At 66.0% G+C, this 21,643-nt stretch carries 16 protein-coding genes; 10 read left to right on the forward strand and 6 right to left on the reverse strand.

The window, feature by feature from the left end; genetic code table 11:
• The first annotated feature begins 1,090 nt into the window (after positions 1–1,090).
• The 4 genes from LC060_RS06315 to LC060_RS06330 all read left to right on the forward strand — a co-directional run bounded on the left by LC060_RS06315 (position 1,091) and on the right by LC060_RS06330 (position 7,373).
• Complete coding sequence (locus LC060_RS06315; RefSeq protein WP_226633694.1) at positions 1,091–3,739, forward strand: S8 family serine peptidase; 2,649 nt, start codon at positions 1,091–1,093, stop codon at positions 3,737–3,739.
• Positions 3,740–4,254: 515 nt separating this feature from the next.
• Entirely contained in the window at positions 4,255–4,848 is a 594-nt protein-coding gene (locus LC060_RS06320; protein ID WP_226633696.1) for a calcium-binding protein, read from the forward strand.
• Positions 4,849–5,236: 388 nt separating this feature from the next.
• Positions 5,237–6,115 carry an OmpA family protein gene (locus tag LC060_RS06325; protein ID WP_226633698.1) on the forward strand — a complete coding sequence of 293 codons (879 nt, stop codon included), beginning with the start codon at positions 5,237–5,239 and terminating at the stop codon, positions 6,113–6,115.
• 253 nt (positions 6,116–6,368) lie between these two features.
• A complete protein-coding gene (locus LC060_RS06330; protein WP_226633700.1) occupies positions 6,369–7,373 on the forward strand; it encodes a sensor domain-containing diguanylate cyclase in 1,005 nt (334 codons plus the stop codon).
• Positions 7,374–7,439: 66 nt separating this feature from the next.
• Here LC060_RS06330 and LC060_RS06335 read toward each other — a convergent pair whose 3' ends face one another.
• Positions 7,440–9,818, reverse strand: a complete 2,379-nt coding sequence (locus LC060_RS06335; RefSeq protein WP_226633702.1) for an arylsulfatase — start codon at positions 9,816–9,818, stop codon at positions 7,440–7,442.
• A 372-nt stretch (positions 9,819–10,190) separates the two neighbouring features.
• Here LC060_RS06335 and LC060_RS06340 point away from each other — a divergent pair, with 372 nt between their 5' ends.
• On the forward strand, positions 10,191–10,739 hold the full coding sequence (locus LC060_RS06340) for a GNAT family N-acetyltransferase (RefSeq protein ID WP_226633704.1): 549 nt from the start codon (positions 10,191–10,193) through the stop codon (positions 10,737–10,739).
• Between the two features lie 208 nt (positions 10,740–10,947).
• On the opposite strand, the gene LC060_RS06345 is transcribed toward LC060_RS06340, so the two are convergent.
• Both LC060_RS06345 and LC060_RS06350 read right to left on the reverse strand, forming a co-directional pair.
• Positions 10,948–12,387 carry a hypothetical protein gene (locus LC060_RS06345; protein ID WP_226633706.1) on the reverse strand — a complete coding sequence of 480 codons (1,440 nt, stop codon included), beginning with the start codon at positions 12,385–12,387 and terminating at the stop codon, positions 10,948–10,950.
• A gap of 90 nt (positions 12,388–12,477) precedes the next feature.
• Positions 12,478–13,467 carry a sulfotransferase family protein gene (locus LC060_RS06350; RefSeq protein WP_226633708.1) on the reverse strand — a complete coding sequence of 330 codons (990 nt, stop codon included), beginning with the start codon at positions 13,465–13,467 and terminating at the stop codon, positions 12,478–12,480.
• 449 nt (positions 13,468–13,916) lie between these two features.
• On the opposite strand from LC060_RS06350, the gene LC060_RS06355 reads away from it, so the two are divergent.
• Together LC060_RS06355 and LC060_RS06360 are read left to right on the forward strand one after the other, a co-directional pair.
• Positions 13,917–14,927 carry a glycosyltransferase family 2 protein gene (locus tag LC060_RS06355; RefSeq protein ID WP_226633710.1) on the forward strand — a complete coding sequence of 337 codons (1,011 nt, stop codon included), beginning with the start codon at positions 13,917–13,919 and terminating at the stop codon, positions 14,925–14,927.
• A 31-nt stretch (positions 14,928–14,958) separates the two neighbouring features.
• The gene (locus LC060_RS06360; protein ID WP_226633711.1) at positions 14,959–15,984 is read left to right on the forward strand and encodes an endonuclease/exonuclease/phosphatase family protein; all 1,026 of its coding nucleotides are present in this window, start codon (positions 14,959–14,961) and stop codon (positions 15,982–15,984) included.
• Positions 15,985–16,347: 363 nt separating this feature from the next.
• On the opposite strand, the gene LC060_RS06365 is transcribed toward LC060_RS06360, so the two are convergent.
• Entirely contained in the window at positions 16,348–16,938 is a 591-nt protein-coding gene (locus tag LC060_RS06365) for a sugar transferase (protein ID WP_226633713.1), read from the reverse strand.
• A 251-nt stretch (positions 16,939–17,189) separates the two neighbouring features.
• A complete protein-coding gene (locus tag LC060_RS06370; RefSeq protein ID WP_226633715.1) occupies positions 17,190–18,116 on the reverse strand; it encodes a sulfotransferase in 927 nt (308 codons plus the stop codon).
• A 243-nt stretch (positions 18,117–18,359) separates the two neighbouring features.
• On the opposite strand from LC060_RS06370, the gene LC060_RS06375 reads away from it, so the two are divergent.
• From LC060_RS06375 to LC060_RS06385, 3 genes are read left to right on the forward strand one after another with little or no spacing between them, the layout of a single operon-like run.
• Positions 18,360–19,838 carry an oligosaccharide flippase family protein gene (locus LC060_RS06375; protein WP_226633717.1) on the forward strand — a complete coding sequence of 493 codons (1,479 nt, stop codon included), beginning with the start codon at positions 18,360–18,362 and terminating at the stop codon, positions 19,836–19,838.
• Between the two features lie 44 nt (positions 19,839–19,882).
• Positions 19,883–20,020 carry a hypothetical protein gene (locus LC060_RS06380; protein WP_226633718.1) on the forward strand — a complete coding sequence of 46 codons (138 nt, stop codon included), beginning with the start codon at positions 19,883–19,885 and terminating at the stop codon, positions 20,018–20,020.
• Positions 20,013–21,236, forward strand: coding sequence for a glycosyltransferase family 4 protein (locus LC060_RS06385; RefSeq protein ID WP_226633720.1), 1,224 nt, complete (start codon positions 20,013–20,015; stop codon positions 21,234–21,236). Before LC060_RS06380 ends, LC060_RS06385 begins: the two co-directional genes overlap by 8 nt.
• Here the strand turns inward: LC060_RS06385 and LC060_RS06390 are convergent.
• Positions 21,176–21,463 carry a hypothetical protein gene (locus tag LC060_RS06390; protein ID WP_226633721.1) on the reverse strand — a complete coding sequence of 96 codons (288 nt, stop codon included), beginning with the start codon at positions 21,461–21,463 and terminating at the stop codon, positions 21,176–21,178. The genes LC060_RS06385 and LC060_RS06390 overlap by 61 nt on opposite strands.
• Positions 21,464–21,643: the final 180 nt, after the last annotated feature.

Genomic DNA, 21,643 nt, shown 5'->3' on the forward strand with positions numbered 1-21,643 from the left:
AACCATCCATCCCCGCTTCTCAAAGACCCGGGGAACAAGCTGTCCGTCTATCGTGGCGACCACCCCAAAGCGCCGTGTTTGGCGGCGTGCTTCGCTGCGGTGAGAGGCCCTCTAAGTGAGCCCCGCGATTCGGTCAAACCCTTTTTTCAAAGCCGATTACGGCTCTTGTGGAAAACTGGCCTGAGCCCCGCAAATGCGTTGAAGCCGGGTTTGCCGAAAACAGGAAGAAGGACGAATCCGAGGGCCATTGCCCTCGGGCTCCCATGACCAATCGCTTTTGACGCGCCCGCGCAGGCCCTGTTTTCCAGACAAAGGAGCACATGGAGCCGAGCAAGTTGGGCTCCTTTCCTTTCCCCTGCCACGTCTCCCGTCTCAACCAAGGCCCCGTGTGGGAGTTGCACCCGACAGTTCCGGGAGCCCGAGGGCGATGGCCCTCGGAAAGTCCTATTCCTCCTGGCCGACCTCCGGGCCTCGCAGATACGTCCCTCTATATAGGGTGCGGGATCCATGCCCCTTGGCAAGCGCCCTCCTCTTCCGGCTCCGCGCCAAGGCGCTCCTTATATGAAGGCACCGGAGCCGCAGTTGCCCCGTCCCCACACCGAATCGCCTCGACCATGCGCGGCGAATCGCGCGGGTTGAGTCGTCGCCCCTCCCCGCGTCCGACAAAAAGAGGGGGCTGACTTGAAAAAAATGCGCGGCGGACGGTTTGGGAACCTCGCAAGCGGGGGCAGCACCATCCCGGACGACCCCCTAGTTTTGAAGGTGTCCGCCCTCCCCGCGCGGTCAGCTTCGATCTCCCCGCCCCAACATGGTGAACATGAGCCTAACGCGAAATTGGCCCAGTCGCGGAAATTGGCGCGCGCAACGATTGCAGGCGACTACGCATCCCCCGAAACACAGAGCAAACCCTCATCCAAACCTTTGGATTCAAGTAAGAAATACGCAGATATCGCGTTAAAATAAGTTCACCACGCCCCATTAGGAGACGTTCACCAGCGGACACCTAATTCGCCGATCAGTCGAGCGGCACACCGTCTGCATCCAACGACAGACACGCCGACAAACAATTTAAAAACAAGGGATTGATCACATGGAAAAGACTGTCATCGCTTCGTCCGCCACGCTCGTTTCGCCCGACGCCTTCTACACCACCGACAAGTACGAGAAGAAGCAGTGGTACCTGGATGGCTCGACCCAGGACTCGCTGCTCAGCATCGATGTCTTCCCCGTCTGGGCGGATTACACCGGCAAGGGCGTGAAGGTCGGCGTGATCGACAGCCAGATCGACTTCCGCCACACGGATCTCAAGGGTGCCTACGACACGTCGCTCGACTACAACTTCGCGCTCGGCACCGGCAATGTCACCATCGATCCCTCGAACCTGCCGCACCTGCACGGCACCGCCGTCGCCGGGATCATCTCGGCCGAGGGTAACAACCAGGTCGGCACCGTGGGCATTGCCTCGGGTGCCACGCTGGTCGGCTATGGCATCGACTACAACACGTCGACCGCCGTCTCCGACATCCTCACCGCGCTGGACCGTTCGGCCGAGCTCGACGTCGTCAACAACAGCTGGAGCTTCTCCTCCAACTTCGCCGACGACTTCGCCCGCAACCCCGAATACGGCGCGGCGCTCCTCAACCCTGTCATGAACGGGCGTGACGGCCTTGGTACTTCGCTCGTCTTTGCCGCGGGCAACGTGGGCACGGGCGGCTCGTCGAACTACCACAACTTCCAGAACTCGCCCTACACCATCGCGGTGGGCGCGGTGGACCCGACGGGCGCGGCCTCCTCGTTCACCAGCGTGGGCGCCAACGTGCTGATCTCGGCGGCGGGCCGCGATGTCTTCACCACCACCCTCAACGAGCGCTGGGACCACTTCAACGGCACCTCGTTCGCCGCGCCCGCCGTCTCGGCCGCGATTGCCCTCATGCTCGAGGCCAACCCGGAACTGGGCTACCGCGACGTGCAGGAAATCCTGGCCTACTCGGCCCGCCGTGAGGGCCTCTCGGACACCGTCACCTTCAACGATGGCTGGACGACCAACGGTGCGACCAACTTCAACGGCGGCGGCCTGCACTTCAGCGACGCTGTCGGCTACGGCTTTCTCAACGTCCACGACGCGGTGCGCCTCGCCGAGACCTGGACCGACCAGCAGACCTACGCCAACCTCGGCACTGTCTCGAAGACCGTCACTGCCAACCAGACCCTTGTCGCGGGCCGCAACGACATGATCGCGGTCGACCTTGTGATCGACAAGGCGATGTCGGTGGAGCACGTCCAGCTTTCGATGGACCTGCGCTGGATCGAAACCGGCAACCTCGATGTCTACCTCGTCTCGCCCGAAGGCACCAAGGTGCGTCTGATGTACGATCTGCCCGGCACCGACCGCGTGGGCAACGTGCGCGACTTCACCTTCTCCTCGGTCGCCTCGATGGGCGAGATGGCCAAGGGCACCTGGACGCTGGAGATTCACAACCGCAATCCCGACGCCACGCTCAAGAGCGGCGATCCGATGTCGGGGGACCTGCGCGATGTCACCCTGACCGTGCTGGGCAACGCCACCGATCTCGACGACGACACCTATGTCTACACCGACGAGCTGGGCCTGCTCTATGACGGCGCCGACCTGGCCGAGCGCAGCGTGCTGCGCGACACCGATGGCGGCACCGACACGCTGAACGCAGCGGCGATCACCTCGGGATCGAGCATCGACCTTTCGGGCAAGAGCGCCACGAAGCTGGCCGGCGTGACCATTGCCATGGACGCGAGCATCGAGAACGCCTTCACCGGCGACGGCGATGACACCGTGCGTGGCAGCAACGCCGCCAATGTCATCGGCACGGGCCGCGGCAACGACACGATCTACTTCAGCTTCGGCAACGACGTGCTCGATGGCGGCGCAGGCCAGGACACGCTGATCATCGACGCAAGCCTGGGCTCGCTCTCCGGCGACCTTGCGGCGGACGGGACCCTCCACATCTCGGCCCGCGCCGGGGAAGTGAGCAGCGTTGCCAACGTGGAGACCTTCGTGCTGGCAGGCGAGAGCTACAGCTTCGCGCAGCTTTCCGCCGCGCTGGGCGATGAACCGGTCGACGCGCCGGTCGACACCGCGCCTGTGGACGGCACGCCCGATGCCCAAGCTCCTGCCGAGCCCGCCCCCGAAGCTCCCGCTCCGGAAGAACCCGTCGCCGAGGAACCCGTTGCGGACGAACCGGCCGCCACGCCCCCTGCGGACGAGGGCCGCGCCGACTACGCCACCTACCTTACCGGCACCAACGGCGACGACAGCCTCGAAGGCGGCGAAGGCGCCGACCACATCTCGGGCGGTGCGGGCGATGACCGTCTCGAAGGCGAAGCGGGTGCCGACATGCTGCTGGGCGATGCCGGACGCGACGTGCTCAAGGGCGGCGATGGCAACGACTGGCTCTATGGCGGCGAGGGTTCGGACCGTCTCTATGGCGGCGACGGCGCGGACACCTTCGTCCTCGACTTCGACGACATCGACAACATCGACACGATCTTCGACTTCGACACCGCCGAGGGCGACCGCATCCTCCTCACCGGCGTGGGCGCAGACGACATGACCGGCGCCGAGTTCACCCTGACCGAGGCGGGCACCACCATGATCCTGCAGATGACCCTGAACGGGTCCACCCACGATGTCGTGCGCCTGCGCGGCTACGGCGAGCTCGACCTGTCGATGGCCGAAACCGACCTGGGCCTGCTCTGCGCCTGATCCCCTTGCACTGACTTCACAGTTCGGATCACGACCGGGAGAGGCCGGGCCCTGCACGCAGGGTCCGGCCTTTTCGCGTGCGCGGCCCCTGCCCAGCCTGCCGCCATACTACGGAGATTTCCGAGGTGCCTGCACCTCCACAAGGCGTGCAGGTCTTGCGATGAATGGGGCAATGTGCCTCCAGTACGGCGGGGATCTCCTTTTGGGGCAGCCGGTAACCCCCTCCGACCACTGCATTTTTCCGGAGCACTTCAGCGACCTAAGTACGAGACCATAGTAAACAAACTCGGTTTCGGACCCTTAACTGTGAAACGCCCGCCACCGCTCGGTGCTATCCCCTGTGTCACAGATGGCGCGGAGCCCGCTCCCGCCGGACTTGCAAGAACGACGGCTTCGCTCGCGCACCTGCCCGCGGAGCACACAACAGGGGGTCGCTGCAAGCTGTGCACACCGCCGGGCACACGATGTCCGGTTCGACAAATGCAAGATGCAGTGAGATGCGAAAGGAAGTTTACATGGCTGAGATCATCAACGCCGAAGAAGGTGGCGGTCTGGTTGAAGGTAACGAGCTCGACAATGTCATCAACGGCACGGCCGGTGACGACGAACTGGACGGCGGCGGCGCCCTCGACATCATCAAGGCCGGCGCGGGCGACGACAGCGCCAAGGGCGGTGCCAACCGTGACAAGCTCTACGGCGGTGACGGCAACGACACACTCTACGGCGAAGGCTCAAACGACAAGCTGTGGGGCGGCGCGGGCGACGACTATCTCGATGGCGGCGGCCAGGATGACCGCATCTATGGCGGCGATGGCAGCGACGTGATCATCGGCGGCGACGGCAACGACGTCCTCTACGGCGACAACCCGAACGACGACAACGACAACGAGGGCTTCGAGGATTTCTTCGTCTTCGACATGGACGATGGCACCGACAAGGTCTTCGACTTTGAAGTCGGGATCGACCACGTGGTCCTCATCGAAGACGATGGTTCGGGCCCCAGCTTCACCTATCTCGAGAACTCGGGCAACACGATCATGACCTACGGCGCCACCACGGTCACGTTCTACGATTCCGAAGTGACCATGGCCGACGTGATGTTTGCCTGATCCCTGCAACTTCCGTCCCGAAGTTCACAGGCTGAAAGAAAAAGGAGCCGGAGCAATCCGGCTCCTTCTTCGTATGCGCCCTCTCCTCGGGCAGGCCTGCTCGCCCGGATCGGCCCCAACGGTTCATCGCACCGGGCACTCGGATACCCGCACAAGACGGCCTCTGCGGCCGTGTGTTCATTTATGGGCAAGCATGGGGTCAACAACCAGCAAGTCCACCGCGTTCGCGGATCAGGGTGCGTCCCATGGGGCGCCCCCGTTTCCGCGGCACGCGACCGACAAAGGGTTTTTGAGCGCCGGGCACAGCCGAGAGGGGGGCGCAAGGATGCATCGTCATTCTTGCGCGGAGCGATTGTCCCGGCGGACACCGAACGGAGGAAGAAGCACAATGCGAGTCATTTCGAACACACCGGCCATTGCTCTCGCGCTGGGGGCTCTGGCCGCCGCGGGCACCGCCTCGGCGCAGGACCAGGGCAACGCCGATGCCGAACTTACCGCGACCATGTACAGTGACGCGCCGGCCGAGACCGCCGAAATGATCGAGGGCCCCGAACTGGAAGGCTTCATCTCCGCACGCGACGGCAACCGCCTGCAGATCACCGGCGAGGACGGCGCGCGCAACGTCGTGACGCTCGACCAGACCACGCAGATCGTCTCCAAGTCGGGCATCTTCGGCATCAGCTCGAAGGACCGCACCGACCAGGCGCTGCTGAACGGCCTGCCCGTCGACGTGCGCACCATGCAGAGCCCCTCGGGCGATCTGGTGGCCAGCCGCATCAAGTTCCAGAAGAACGACTTCGAGACCGCCGCGATGATCCGCAACGGCACGGAGCAGGGCTTTGCCGAGCAGACCGCCGCCACCGAGGCCCTGCGCGGGCGCATGGGCGACATCGACAAGTACAACATCAAGGGCACCACCAACGTCAACTTCGCCACCGGCAAGTGGAACCTGTCGAGCGAGGCCAAGGCGGACCTGTGCGCCACCGCCAGCGCCGCCGAAGGCATGGACAATGCGCTGATGCTGGTCGTGGGCTACACCGATTCCACCGGCAGCCAGGAATTCAACCAGATGCTGAGCGAAAAGCGCGCCGCAGGCGTCGTGAACTATCTGCAGCAGGCCTGCGGCTGGAAGCCCTACCGCATGCTCACCCCCACCGGCATGGCCGAAGCCGATCCGCTGGCCGACAACACGACCGAGTACGGCAAGGCGCAGAACCGCCGCGTCGCCGTGAACATTCTTGTCAGCAAGGGCCTCGACGGCCTCTGATCGCGGCACACCACAAAGCAAAAGCGCCCCGTCGTGGCTCTGGCCATGGCGGGGCGTTTGCATGGAAGAAGGCAAGAAAGGAGATCGGAACCAAGGGGCCATCCTCCCTGCCCCCCGAACGCATGTTTCCCACGTGCAAGCGTTCATTGCGGTCCGATCCGTTCACCATTTGGCAGCGACGATAAGGTAGAAATGCCTAGAAGAACGCACTAATTGGTGCAGCAGGTCGCCTTTGCCGGGAACGGAATTTCGCATGACTCCGAATGGTTTGCTCGATCGCTTGTCGGAAACCGTCGCGGGCGCACAGTCGACGGAGCAACTGACACGTCCGCTGCTCGACCTGCTCGAGCTCATCACCGGACTGGAGAGCACCTACCTCACCCGCATCGACCTCGACGAGGGGCTGCAAACCATCCTCTATGCGCGCAACAGCGCGCAGATGCAGATCCCCGAGGGGCTTTCGGTGCCCTGGCACGACACCTTGTGCAAGCGCGCGCTCGACGAGGGTCGTCCCATGACCGAGGACGCGCAAGGCTGCTGGGGCGATTCCGAGGCCGCCCGCGCACTCGGCATCCGCACCTACGTCACCACCCCGCTGCATCTGGAAGATGGGGCCCTGTTCGGCACGTTGTGCGCGGCCAGCACCACCTGCCAGCCGCTCAGTGCGCAGGGGCGCCAGGCGCTCACCCTGTTCGGTACGCTGATCGAGCAACACCTTCAGCGCGAACACATGCTCGACCGGCTGCGCGAGGCCAACCGCCAACTTGAGGCCTTTTCCAACACCGACCCGCTGACCCACCTTCCCAACCGCCGGGCGCTGACCCGCGAGTTGCACCGCCTCTTCACGCTTGCCCGGCGCGAGGAGCGCACGGTCCTCGTCGCCTTCATCGACCTCGACGGTTTCAAGGCCATCAACGATACCCATGGCCACGAGGTCGGCGATGCCTTCCTTGTCGAGTTCGCCCGGCGCCTGCAGGACGCGGTGCGCACCAGCGACATCCTGGGGCGCTTTGGCGGCGACGAGTTCGTCGTGGCCGGGCTCGCCCCCTCCGACACGAACGCAACCGAGGCCTGGCGCGCCCGCCTCGCTCCCTTGCTGCAGGGACGCTTCGTGCTCGATGCCTGCACACTGGAATATGGAGGCCCCAGTCTCGGCGTCATCGGCATCGATCCGGCCTCCAGCACCCCGCAGGAGGCTTTGAAACAGGCTGATGCTGCGATGTATGCCCAGAAGAAGCTGCGCCACGCCCGCACCTGACGGGCAGGACAGAAACAGGGAGCCGTCGCACGACAGCTCCCCGCTTCGAGCCCCTATCGGCCCTGCTTACTGGCCCAGGTTCACGGTCACGTCCTTGAGCACCCCTTCGAAGGTGAAGGGGCCGGTGTAGTCGTAGGTCACCGGCGTACCGGTGTCGGTCCCGATGTCCTGATTTTCCGACAGCGAGTACTTGAAGGGCGTGGTGCGCGCGACCGGCCCTGTGGCGACCTGTTGGCCATCGACCGAGAGGGTCAGCGTGCCGTTCTTGCCCATTTCGCTGCCGCCCGCATAGGCGAACTGCATCGTCAGCTGGTGCTCGCCTGCGGGTACGGGCGTGGTGCTGGCAACCGCGTAGCGCTCCACGTCGATAAAGTTGTGCGCCGCCTTGAGCAGGCCATCCTTGAGGTAGAACGACCAGCCGCCGGTGTTGCCGCCCTGGGTGAAGATCACGCCATTGGCGTTGGCATCGATCATCACGTTGGCGGTCACGCTGAAGGACTTGTTCTTGAGATCGGGCGCGGAGGCCTCGGGCAGGCCCGCCATGATGCCATGGTAGGTGAAGGTGGTGCGGCCCGCGGCCAGATTGGGCTTGCCGGTGGCTTCCGCGCTGAAGCGCTCGGCCCCGCGCCAGTCGAGCGGCAGCGCCTTGTTGGCCGAGGCCTGCGCCCACCACAGCGCCTTCAGTTCCTCCAGCTTTTCGGGGTACTTGGCGGCGACGTCGACCGCCTGGCTGAAGTCGGTCTCCAGGTTGTAGAGTTCCCACTTCGCGGTCATCGGGTCGAATTCGCCGCGCTCGGGCTGCCAGGGTTCGAAAGCGAGCGAGGCCGCCCACCAGCCGTCCTTGTACATGCCCCGGTTCACGAACATCTCGAAGTACTGCATGTTGCGCACTTCCGCCGCGTTGCCATCGTTGAGGGTGGAGAGGAAGCTCTTGCCCTGGATCGGGGTCTGCTCGACCCCGTTCACGCTGCGCGGCTGCGCGATGTGCGCGGCCTCCAGGATCGTGGGGGCGACATCGATGACGTGGACGAACTGGTCGCGCACCTGTCCCTTGGCGGCGGTCACGCGCGGGTACTTCACGATCATCGGGTTGCGCACACCGCCCAGGTGGCTGGCGACCTGCTTGGTCCACTGGAAGGGCGTGTCGACCGCCCAGGCCCAGGCCGCCGGGAAGTGGTTGAAGTGCATCTCGGTGCCGATCTCGTCGATCCGCGCGAGCATATCGTCCGGCGTCATCAGGTAGGAATTGAAGAACGCGTTCTCATTGAGCGTGCCGTCAAAGCCACCTTCCGCCGAGGCCCCGTTGTCGCCCACGATATAGATGATCATCGTGTTGTCGGCATCGGGCAGGCTTTCCACGTAGTCGATGACCCGGCCCACTTCCTGATCGACCTGGTACCCGAAGGCCGCAAAGACCTCCATCATCCGCGCGTACAGCCGCTTCTGGTCGGCATCGAGGGTGTTCCAGGCGGGCAGGCTCTTGGGCCGGGGCGTCAGCTTCGCGTCGGCCGGGATGATCCCCATTTCCTTCTGCCGCTGGAAAGTCACTTCGCGGTAGGCGTCCCAGCCCATGTCGAACTGCCCCTTGAACTTCGCGATCAGTTCGGACGGCGCCTGGTGCGGAGCGTGGGTGGCGGCGGGCGCGAGGTAGGCCAGCCAGGGCTTGTCGGGCTGCACCGATTCCAGTTGCTGGAGCCAGTTGATCGTCTTGTCGGCAAGGTCGGTGGAGAGGATGTAATCATCCCCTGTCGGGGTGCCGATCGCGGTCTGGTTCTCGTAGAGATAGGGGCGGATCTGGTTGGTATCACCCGCCATGAAACCGTAGAAATAGTCAAAGCCCAGACCATTGGGCCAATGGTTGAAGGGCCCCATCACGCTGGTCTCGTAGATCGGCGTATTGTGGTTCTTGCCGATCCAGGCGGTGACATAGCCGTTCTGGTGCAGCGTCTCGGCAAAGGTGGCGGTGTCGGCCGGGATGATCCCGGTATAGCCGTCATAGCCCGTCGCCAGCTCGGTGATGACGCCCGTGCCCGAGACATTGTGGTTGCGCCCTGTCAGCAGCGCGGCGCGCGTGGGCGAGCACAGCGCGGTGGTGTGAAAGCGGTTGTAGGTGACACCGTCCGCCGCCAGCTTCTCCATGGCGGGCGAAGGCACCGCCCCACCCGTCACACTGAACTGCCCGAAGCCCACGTCGTCGAGCAGGACCAGCAGCACGTTGGGGGCGCCGTCGGGCGCGGTGATCGGCGCGGGGAACTGCGGCGCATCGGAATTGAGGTAGGTCGTGCCCACAGAGCCCGAGTACTTCTTCTCGGCATAGGGCAAGGTCACCTGCCCATCCTGCGCGGCCAGCGGCTCGGCCGGTTCCTGGGCCTGCGCCGGGATGGACAATCCCGCCGCGCTGCACGAGGCCATCAAGGCCGCGCCAAGCTTTGCAAACAATTTCATTGTCATCGCCCCATCCAGCCAGGCCCGCGCCTACATCTCGCAAAGAGAAGCTGTCATGAAGGCGAGAGGGGAGGCACTCGGGGATACCCCGAGTAGACAAGCCGGTACACCTGAAAGGCGTGCGGCAGAGATGAAAGCGACGGTCTCTCCTTCAAGGGACCATCGCCCTTGCCCCTGAAATCGGCGACCTCACCTTCTGCAGCCAAGGCGGCACGCTCGACCTGCGCTCGCCAGTTCGGGGAGCCCGAGGGCGATGGCCCTCGGCATTCGTCTTCCTGTTTCCACGACTTGGCGCCAGCCCCCTCTGGGCAGACTGCGAGCCATCGCGTACCAGTCCGCGCCCTCCCCCTGCCCCAGTTACGGACCAATCGCATGACCCGCCCCCAGCCTTCCGAAATCACCACCCGCTGGGCCAGCGCGCAGGACCTGCCCCGCATCCGCGATCTCATGCAGAGCGCAATCGACACGCTGCAAACCTCCTGGCTGAGCCCCGAGCAGGTGGCCGCAAGCCACCACCTCATGGGGCTCGACACCCAGCTGATTGCAGATGGTACGTACCTTTTGGCCGAGATCGACGGCCAGCTCGCCGGGTGCGGAGGCTGGAGTTACCGCGCGACGCTCTATGGCGGCGATCACAGCGCCGGGCTGCGCGACCCGGCCACGCTTGATCCGGCGCGCGATCCCGCACGCATCCGGGCCATGTACACCCACCCCGACTTCACCCGCCGGGGGATCGCCCGCCTTGTCCTGCAGCGCTGCGAAGAGGCGGCCGCCGCCAGGGGCTTCACCCAGGCCGAACTCATGGCCACGCTGAGCGGTGAACCGCTCTACCGCGCCTGCGGCTATGTCACGGTCGAGGATGTCGAGGCCGAAACGGCGGGTCTCACCATCCCTTTCCGGCGGATGCGCAAGGCGCTGTGAGCCGGAAGAAGGCGAAAGTCAGAAGGAAAAAACAGATCCGAGGGCCATTGCCCTCGGGCTCCCCAAACGATCTAGCTCACCGTGTGCCAGCCGCCTTGACCAAGAGAGGTGAGGTCGCCGATTCTGGGGTCAAGGGGCGATGGCCCCTTGAAAACGACTTCCTTCCAGCGCCCTTTGGGGATGCTTTCCATTCCAGGAATTCCCCCCCTTACGGCACGGCGAGCGCATTCTCCGGGCCCCACAGATGCGCGTGGCGAACCGGCCGTCGCCGGGTGGCGCTGCGCACGTCGTCGGCCAGCGCGCTGACCAGACCGAAGCCGAAGGCCAGCATGCCGCCGAAATCCGCGCTCCCCACCATCAGGCCCACGACGAAGCCCGGCATGGCGGCAAAGCGGAAGGCGCTGAAGACGAAGGACGCCTCCCCGGTCCGATCGCGACCCGTGCGCAGCAGGCACTGCAGGAAGAAGCCGTAGTACAGGGCGCCGCCCAGAAGGCCGGTTCCACTCAGGATCGCGACCAGGCTGCTGGAGGTGCGTGCGCTGCCCAGCCCCAGCCCCAGCCCCTGGCTTGAGAGCAGCCCCTCGAAGGCCACCCGCCGCCACATGCCGCGCTGCTCAAAGGATTCCGACGAACCCTTCTGAAATACCATGCGATCCACCAGCTCATAGAGCGGGTCCAACGCATGGGGCGTGACGATCACCACCAGGCACAGGCCGATCACCAGCACCACCACGAAGCCCAGTTCGCCTGCGACGCCCCGCCGCCTGCGTCGTCCGCGCGCGCCCAGCCGCAGGCACCAGTCCAGCACAGCCAGCATCACGAACACGGCAAACCCCACATAGGCGCCGCTCGAACGCGCCAGCCAGATGCACCCGATCAGGGCAAGGACCAGAAGCGGAGCCGCGACGTCGCGCACCGGCCCTTGCCACATGGCCCGGCGATAGAAATGGATCGCGCACAGGAAGCCCAGGCACAATCCGCCATAGGCCGAAGCCTCGGGCATGAGGCCCACCACGCGCTTGCCGCCCAGCACTTCGACATCGACCGCAAGGGCGTAGCTCGCGGTGCGGAACGGGGCGAGCAGGCCGTTGAGCGGCAGGCTCCCCGCCGCCAGATCGAGCAGCCCGGTCAGCACCGCGACCGCGCCCCCCAGGCACAGCGCGCGATAGGCGTGCTGGCGCAGGCGCGGGCTGCGCAGGAGCCGGGCGAAGGCGAAGACACTGGCCAGCGCGATCAACAGATAGGCCAGTTGCGAGATATTCTGCTGGTTGGGCCGCAAGGGCACCGTCTGGTCCAGGTCGCCGCGTACAGGCACGACTTCGATGACCCCGGCAAAGAGGCGCGGCATGAACAGCGTGACGATGACCGCCACCACGCCGAACGAGGCCAGCAGCAGGAGCCGTTCGGGCCGCAGCGCCATCCCCAGCAGCGCGCCTGCACCGCCTGGCCGCACGAAGGTTCGCACAACCAGCGCCAGCGCCACCAGCGGCGTGGGCGTGAAGGTCAGCCCCCCGGTCAGCCCCGTCGGCAGCACCGCGAAGGCGCCGAACGGCATCGTCGCAAAGAAGAGGTAGAGAAGGACGCTGCGCGGCCCGGCGATCCCCCAGGCCAGAAGCGCCCAGAAAGCGAGGATGGGAAGCAGTGTCATCGCGCGCCCCCCGAATCCGCCCCCAAGCACACCGCTGCGAGACCACCCCCATGGCTGCGCACCGCTTTGACGCCTCCCCGACAGGCCATCCTACCAGGCGTCCATCGTTCGGCCGATCATCGCCTCGAAGGCGGCCCGGCGCGGCGCGAGGTACTCGGCAAGGTAGGCGCGCGCCGCCGCTTCATCGATGTCCTGCTTGTCGAAGGACACCGTTGCCGCCGCGCGCAATTTTCCGACGAGGTTGTCTGGCAGGTGTCCGCGCATCCCAGCCCAGAGCGCGGAATCGCGCAAGGCCCGCACGAAAGGAAAACGCTCGCGCCGGCTGATGGGCGGCGAGCGGTGCCGGTCCGCCAGGTCCGCCTTGGCATAATCAAGGCCGGGAAGCCCCAGCCAGGCAAAACATTCATCCAGCACGCGGCGCCGGTCACGGCGAAGCTCCTCGGCGGCAAAGACATGGATCTGCGCGGGCGCGAAATGGGCGCGGTATTCGGCCAGTTGCAGGGCATAGTCGGAGGTGTCGCGGTAGATCGGGTTCTCCCGCATGGCCCGTTCGATCGGCAGGCGCTCCTGAAATTCCTTGGCCCGCTGCCAGTAGTGCGCGATGGCCCGCGAGACCGGTTCGCGCACGACGTAGATGATGCGCGCCTCGGGCACGGTCGCCGCAATCCGCGCCGCCACGCCGCTTCGCGCGGGAGCCTGCGAATAGTAGACGCTGCCCTCGCCGCGGTAGCGGGCCTGGGCGCGCCCCTCCCACAAGGCAAGATAGGCCTCAGGCTCGTGCGAGCAAGCGCGCCGCGCCATGATCGGCCAGGCCTGCGCCAGCTCGGCCGGATCGACGAAGAAGCAGGGCTCCTTCTCGGTGCTCATCGCGATATCGGGGTGCTGGCGCAAGTAGGCATGCAGCGCGCTGGAGCCCGACTTCGATGCGCCGATCACGAACAGGTTGGGCCGCCCGGGGGCCGCCGCCACCTGCGTCAGCGCCACCGCGCGATCCCCCGTCCCCACAGACGGGGCCGGTCTTTCCGGGCGTTGGTCCGGTTGGGCGGCGATGCCTGTGCGGCGTTCGATCGTCTCCTGCATCCTGCGTCTCTCCATGGCCGGTCAGCGCAGCCAGACTATCCCTACGCAGACCTGCATAGTATCGCAGGAGTCTCCATTTTGGTGGCATCGCTCCCGCGGCATCGCGCAGATGTCCGGAACGCCGGGAAAAAACGCCTCCAGCCGCCCGCACATGCTGCGCTGCAACCTTATCCAGGCCCCTTCACATCACGTATGCAGGAGCCGGAAAGGCGCGGCCTGCGGGGCTGCGGTGTCCAACCTTGCGGGCCGCGCCCCGTGCTAACTCGTAATCGGATGCAAATGGCGTGGGCAGACGCCGGCACGTGGGGCACCCTGAGGATGAACACGTGCCTACTCGTAAGGTACCGGCGGACTTCCCGCTTCGCGCGTCTGCACATGGCAAGCCACGCGGGGCGTCGCAGGATATCCGGCGCCCTTGCGGCGGGCTCTCATCCTGCATCGAGGTTCGTATGCACCCTATCCTGCCTCCCCTTCTCGCCCGCGCCCCCGCGGTGCCAGCACCGGCCAACGACGTCTCTGCAGGCACGGCGCGGCGCGGACCGGACGTCGCCGCCCCTGCGCCCGTTGCCGATGCCGCTTCCCTGCGCGTGGCCGTGGTCGTCGCCAGTCTCGGCCGTCCGGAACTGATCACGCAGATGCAGGAGCTGATGGCCCGGCAATGCCAGCCGCCCGAACGGCTCCTGTTCTCGGTCACCGGTCCGCAGGATCTCCCCTCCCCTCCGCCCGAGGACCAGCGCATCGGAATCGTGACGGGCCCCAAGGGCCTGTGCGCGCAGCGCAATACCGCGCTGGAACAGCTGGGCAGCGACTACGACGTGATCGTGTTCTACGATGACGACTTCATACCTGCACCGGACAGCCTGGCCCGCATCCGGGAGTTCTTTGCCTCCCATCCCGACGTCGCGGGCGCCACCGGGCACGTGATCGCCGATGGGATCAACACCCCCGGGATCGATTTCGCAAAGGCCCAGCAACTGCTGCAATCCCACGGTGCTACGCACAAGTGCGCGCCCAACTGCATCGTCACCGACCTCGCGGGCCTCTATGGATGCAACATGGCCTACCGCACCGCCGCCATCGGTACCCAGCGCTTCGACGAACGGCTCAGGCTCTATGCATGGCAGGAGGATATCGACTTTGCCGCCTCCCTTCGCCCGCGCGGCCGCATTGTGAAGACCTTTGCCTTCTGCGGCGTGCACCAGGGGGTCAAGCATGGCCGAACACCCGGGTTGCGGTTGGGGTATTCGCAGGTCATCAACCCATCCTACCTGGTCCGTAAGGGAACGATGCCGCTTGGCTTCGCCTTGCGCCTGATACTGGGTAACCTTGTGGCTAACCACGTGAAAATTCTAAGGCCCGAACCCTGGGTGGACCGTCGCGGCCGGGCCTGGGGCAACTGGATCGGCCTGTTCGACCTCGTCCGCGGGCGCCTGACCCCCGAAAGGATCGAAACCCTTTGACCCACCCGCCGCGCAGCCTACACAGCTGAGCATGCACGCACCGGTTGATCCCTCCACATCGCACACCTCCACCGGCGTGCGCCTGCGCAGATGGCTGGTTCGGATCGCGGTCCTGGGATTGGCCATCGCCGGGCTTGTCCTGCTCTTGCCGAAACTGGCCGGACAGTGGCCGTACCTGGGACTTGCGGCCCTGATCCACGTGCCAGCCATGTGGCTGGGCCTGGTATCCACGCTTGGTCTGCTTGGTCTGCTTGTCCTGCGCGCGCTGCAAGTACGCCGTGCGCAGTTCAGTCGTACCGGGGCCGGGTTTCTCGGGATTGCCCTCATCCTGGTCCTTGCCCTGCAACCGGCGACACGCCTCCCGGCCCCGTGCCCGGCCGATGCGCAGCGGCTGACCCTGGCATGGCTGAATACCCGCCACACGCAACAACCCGGTCGGATCCGCCATTGGCTGCAGCGCGCACGTCCCGACATAATCGGCGTAGCCGAGATGCCATCATGGCCAGGGGACCTCGAAGAGTATCTCGATCGCAACTATGCCTTCATGCAGAACTGTCAGCGCAAGGGGCAATGTTCGACCCGGCTCTACTCGCGGATTCCCCCTAGCGAGAAACTCGGCCTGGCCCGTGGCGATGCCGAGCAGCGGCGAACTTTATCGGGGGCGGGCCTCGTGTTTCCGGCAGGTTCGGGCACACGTGCCTGGAGCATCGCCGCCGTCCATCTGTCGCGGCCGACATCGCCCGATGCACAAGCCCGTGAACTGCGCGAGTTCGAGGCCCGCATGGGCGCGGATGCCGACACGCTAATTCTGGGTGATTTCAACCTCTCGCCGCGTCTGCCGGTCCTCCAGGACTTCGTGGCACGCAACGGCCTGACGATCACCCGGGCAGACCGGCCAACCTGGCCGCTGGAGTTGGGGGAGACGCGCCTCGAAGGCCTGTGGCAGATCGACCACCTGCTGACAGGGCGCCACTGGCAGGTGGAAAGCTTCAAGGCCTCGCCCTGGCTCGGGTCCGACCATCGTGGCTTCGTTGCCAAGGTCTGCCGGGTGGGCTGACCCATCCGATACCGAGCCGACCCCGGTGCCGGTGACAACGTGGTCGCAAAGAGAGCTTGCGCGTCACCCGTCTCCAAGCTGGAAAAAGAGGATAGCTGGAAAGACCCTTTTCCCAGGAGCTATTGCGCCTCGCCCCGGGAAACGGCCCCCGCGAGGCTCCGTTCTGGGCCAAGACAGCGCACGTGGTGAGCTCGTCGGATTGGGGCGCCCGAGGCTGGAAGTTCTGGGATCCTTGGCTCCGCTCCGACGCAGTGTCTTGATCGCCTGGATGGGGCGGCAAATACGGCTGCGCGTTCCATGGTGCTGATGCCTCAGCATCGCTGCAGCGTGATATTGGCGTAGTGTTGTCTCGCCCGGGTCGCCTCAATATGCCCCTCGTGAGAAGGCAACCGCGGGAATGGTCCGGAACAGCAACCAAAGGTCCAAGGCCAGCCCTTTGCGGCAGACATAATCGATGTCCATCCGCACTCGGGTAGCGTAGGACACGTCGCTGCGTCCGCTGATCTGCCACAGTCCCGTCAGCCCCGGACGAACCCGGCAATAGACCTCGAACTGCCGACCGTAGCGCTCCACTTCGGCGAGAACCACCGGACGCGGTCCCACGATGCTCATCTGCCCGGCGAGAACATTGAAGAGCTGGGGAAATTCATCGAGGCTGAACTTGCGAAGAATGGCACCGACTGCAGTCACACGCGGGTCGTCCCGAAGCTTGTAGGTCACGGCCAGTTCCTGCTGGGCTGCGGGATTTTCCGCCAGGTAGCGTTGCAGGATCGCATCGCCGTCGATGCGCATGGTACGAAACTTGAGGCAGGGAAAGAAGCGCCCCCGATAGCCCACTCGGCGGTGCGCGTAGAAGACCGGCCCAGGATCGTTGAGGAAAAGCAGCGCGGTGAGCAGCAGCAAGAACGGGGCGATCAGGACAAGAATAGCCATGGCGATCAGAATATCGAACATCCGCCAGACCGCATGCTGCAACGCCGAAGGTGTGCCCGGCTCGGGCCTCGAAGCCGCCCTCGCACCGCCAAGCGGCCCGCCCCCCGCGGCAAGAGCGAAAGACTGTCCCGCCAGGGGACCCGGCCCAGTGTGGTACGTTTTCTGCGACATCGGCAGGTCTCCCTGAACGTGATTGTGACGATGCGGCCCGATGCGATCTTGTTGTCCTGCGACTATCCATGCGCATCTCGCAGCTGCAACAGGATCAAGGTTCACTTTGGGGCTATTCGCTCCGTCCGCGGCGCGCCCCGCAGATCGTCCCGTCCGAAGATCTCCGCCAGTGCCGCATAGCTTTCCTGCAGTTGGGCGCAGGTCGCCGAGGACAGATCGAGATCGGAGGGATCCACCGGCCGTCCGGGCAGGCTCGGCTCGATCCGGGAATGGCGGCCGCTGACCAACGGATCGCCCCCGCCGCCCCGGCGTGATGCCGCCTTGCTGCGATAGGCATTGACCAGCGGCGGGGTGATGCCCAGCTGCGTGGAAATGGCGGCAAGGACAGCATCGGGATCGCGCAGCAGCGCCTCGTGGGTGAGACCGATGCGATGTCCGGGATCGAAGCGCGGCCACATCTCGGCCAGCGCGGAGAGGCGCCCGATATAGTAGGACGCGGCCTCCTCGTGGGTGCGGTATTCGTCCCGTCCCAGCCGCGCAAAAAGATCGACGATCGAGCGGACCGAGGCGAATGGCTCGCGCACGAGGAAGATCGCCCGCGCCGAGAAGAAGGCGGGGGGCGCGGCGGCGTCGAGACGGGAATGGAGGATCTTGTCGAACTGCCAGGGCGCCCGCGCATCCCACCCCTTGCGCCGTGCGCAGTTGACCGCGAGCCGGCCGGGCGCATCGAGCCCGTCATGCGTGACGTGGCTCTCTCCGTAGCCGGAAAAATCCGGCCGCGAACACACGATGTTGGAAAGCGCGGTCGACCCGCAGCGCATATGCGCCAGCACGAAGAGGCACCTGTCGTAGCGGCCGTGCGGAAGCGCTCTCCCGACCAGCCAGCCCAACCCGCGCTTGCCCGCATCGCGCAAGTACGCGCGCGGAGCAAGGACGGTGCGGCCCGCCCCGTCCCGCACCTCGCGCCCTTCCACTGGCTCCTGGCCAAACTCTCCTTTCGGCAAGGTCAGTCCCGTGTCCCCGTGCATGCGTTCCCCCTGTTCCTTGACCCGGGCGAGGGTCTGAATCGGCGCAGATCGCGCGCCGTGTCCCGAGGGTAAGACCCAGGGCCGTCCGACACCCGGCGAGTTAGGTCCAACATGGCGGTACTTCGCGTTCCGGACCCCCGCGTCTCCACGTAGAACGAAAGGGCACTCGGGGGCGTCCGGGGGACCTGCGAACGCCTCCGGGCTTCGCCACGGCGGGAATTGAGAGGGAGCATGGCGGCAACGATGGGCGAGATGACAGCCCCGCGAAGGAACCGGCGGCAGGGCCTTGCCCAGGCAACGCGGCAGGGTGCGCGCGCGCTCTTCGCGATGACCGCCCGCTCGCTGCAACAGGTTTCCACGCTGGTGATCACCCTGCTGGCGGCCCGTTTCCTCGCCCCTGGCGACTACGGCGTCTACAGCCTCGCGATCGTCTTCATCGTCCTGATCCAGACACTGACCTACACCGGCTTCTACCAGTTCATCCTGACCTCGCGGGAGCCGGACAAGGTGGTTCTCTCGACCTGCTTCTGGCTGATTCTGGGGCTCGTCGGCGCGGCCTCGGCCCTGCTCGCGCTCGTGGCCTGGCCCCTGCAATGGCTGTTCCAGGCGCCGGACCTGGGCGGCGTGATCCTCTTGCTTGCCCTGCTCCAACCCCTTGCGGGAATCGGGGCCTGGTCTTCCGCCGCGCTGCTGCGCCGGGGCGCGGCCATGCTCAACTTCCGGATCATGTTTGCGCAGAACCTGCTCGCGCTCGTGGGCGGGGCAGCGCTGGTGTGGTCGTGGCATTCGCTTTACGCGCTTGTCGCGTTCCGAGCCATCCGGGTGCTTTCGGGAGCCCTGCTCTACGCCTTCCTCGCGCGCGATTGCCCACAGCTGCGCTTCGACGTTGCCCTCGCCCGCGGCGCCGCCCGCTTCTCGGCCGGGCTCTACGGCTCACGCGGGCTCGGCTTTCTGGCGCAATACGCCGCCGACCTCCTGCTCGGCCTCTTGCACAGCCCGACGGCCGTCGGCCTCTACCGTTTCGGCAACCGGGTCGCGACCGGGATCACGGACACTGCCATGCAGCCCATGGCCAGCTTCGCGGCCATGCAGATGGGCGCCGCCGCGCGCAAGGGGCACGACCTGTCCGCCACGCTTGCCCGCTTTTCCGGGACGCTGGCCCTGGCAGCCGGCATGCTGGGCGCCGGGATCATCGTGCTCGCCGACGACATGATCGCGCTGTTCTTCCAACCCAGTTACGCCGCAGGCCTCGTCGTTACCTATGCCATGGCGCTGCGGGCGCTTGCAGGCGCGGGCAAGCTTCTCATCGAGCCCGCCTTCGCCGCGCTCGGACGCACCAGCTCGGTCATGTACTTCAACCTGGTGACGAGCCTGGTCGCGGTGGCGGCGGTCTTCGCCGCCTCGCCCTGGGGCCTTGCCGCGCTGGCCTGGGCGCAGGTCGCAGTGGTCGCGGCCTCCACGCTTTATGCCTTCGCCCTGCTCTCGCGGCGCGGCCGGCTCGACGTATGGCCAAGCCTGCGCAACCTCGCGCTCGCGATCCTGCTGTCCGCCAATTTCGGCCTGCTGCTGGGGCTGGGGTGCCATGGGCTGGAGGCGCTGCTGCCGCCGGGGCTCCTCCCGGCCCTGGGAGGACGCCTCGCCTTTGCCGCCCTGCTGGCACTGCCCACCCTTGCGCTCGCGCTACGCCTGCGCGTCCTCGACCTTTCGGTCTTCTCCGGGTGAGGCGTCATGCCCACCCTGCCCTTTGGCCTCACGGAGTAATCACGATGCCCAGGTTCCCCGTTGCCGCCCCCAACCGCCCCACGCTCAGCGCGCATCCCGCCCGGATCGGCAAGGTCGACAGGCCAGCCTGCGCAGGAACCCTGGCCCCCGTGGCGCGGACCGGGGGGCAGGTCCATGGGTGAGATCCACGTCAACGCCAAGTTCCTGGGCGCCGGGCTCAACGGGGTCCACCGCACTGCGGCCGAATTCACGCAGCAATTGGTGCGCCGGGCCCGCCAGCCGGGAGGGCAGGCGACCTCGCGCACGCGTGGCCCGAGCGGGCACGAGGAACACGGGCACACGGTCCGTCTGCTCAGCCCCCCCGGCGCCGAAGCGCTGGCGGGGCTCACGCCCGAAGTGCGCAAAGGCGCCTTCGGCACCGGTCAGGGCTGGGAAATGCTCACCCTTCCGCGCGCCGCACGCCGCGCTCTGCTCGTCAATTTCTGCAATCTGGCCCCGCTGCTGCACGCAAACAGCGCGGTGATGATCCACGACGCGCAGACCTTCCTCTACCCAGAGGACTATTCCGGGCGCCAGGCGCGCGCCTATCGCCACCTGCTGCCCTGGATCGGTCGCCGCGCCCGCCGCGTCCTCACCGTCTCCGAATTCGCCCGGCAAAGCCTCGCCAGCTTCGGCATCGCCCCGCTCGACAAGATCGATGTGGTCCACAACGGCACCGACCACCTGACCCGCGAGCCCCCCGACAACGAAGTGCTCGAGCGGCTCGGCCTTTCCCGCGGCAGCTACGTCCTGACAATGGGATCGGCCAAGGGTTACAAGAACATGCGCACGGTATTTGAGGCGCTGCAGGCCCCACTAGCCGGGGGCCAACGGCTGGTCGTTGCCGGTGGGCCGGGAGCGCTCGCCTACCATGACCGGGGCTGGACGCCCCCCGCCCATGCCCTCTTCACCGGCTTCGTCAGCGATGCCGAACTGCGCGCGCTCTATGCAGGCGCAAGCGCCTTCCTGTTTCCCTCCCTGACCGAAGGTTTCGGCCTCCCTCCTGTCGAGGCGATGCACAGCGGCACGCCCGTCATCGCCGCCCATGCCGGTGCCATGCCCGAGGTTTGCAGCGATGGCGCCCTCCTCGTATCGCCCGAGGATCCGCGGGCCTGGCGCGAAGCCGTGGACGCCCTGCTCTCCAGCCGCGAGCTTGCCCGCCACCTTGTCGCACGAGGGGGCCAGCGCGCCGCCCAGTTGAGCTGGAACGCCGCCGGAGACCGGCTGTGGCAGGTTCTCGAACCACTGATCCCGCCCACGCGCCCCGCGACAGCAGGCAAGGCTTCAGGGAGGCCCGCCTATGGCTGGGATTCGGGCGGCTCCTCGTTTTCGACAAGTTCGGCAATCTCGAAGCGATAACCCGCCCAGCCCCGCTTGCGCGCGCCGTCGCCAGCGGGTCCTTTCAACTTCTTCGCCTCTGCCAGACTGCGGGTGTGTCCCCAGAAGACCTCGGTCTTGCCATTCTCCAGCTCGGCCACGATGCGCCAGTAGTGGGTGAAGGGATCTGCCGTGGGGCCAATCGTCTTCACATAGCCATCGGGCAGCGTGGCGGTGAGATAGCGCTTCTTCCGGGATTTGCGGGCCATGTCCTGCGCCTTACCCGCAGAGTTCCGACCCCGTCCAGACGAATGCGAATGGGCCTGCAAGGAAGAAAGCGGAAGAAGGCAATCCAGATCCAAGGGGCCATCGCCCCTTGACCCCAAAACGGGCGACCTTACCTCTCTCGGCCACCGCAGCGCGCGCAAAGTAAGCTCGACAGTTCCGGG

Source organism: Novosphingobium profundi (assembly GCF_020524485.1).
Classification (GTDB): domain Bacteria; phylum Pseudomonadota; class Alphaproteobacteria; order Sphingomonadales; family Sphingomonadaceae; genus Novosphingobium; species Novosphingobium profundi_A.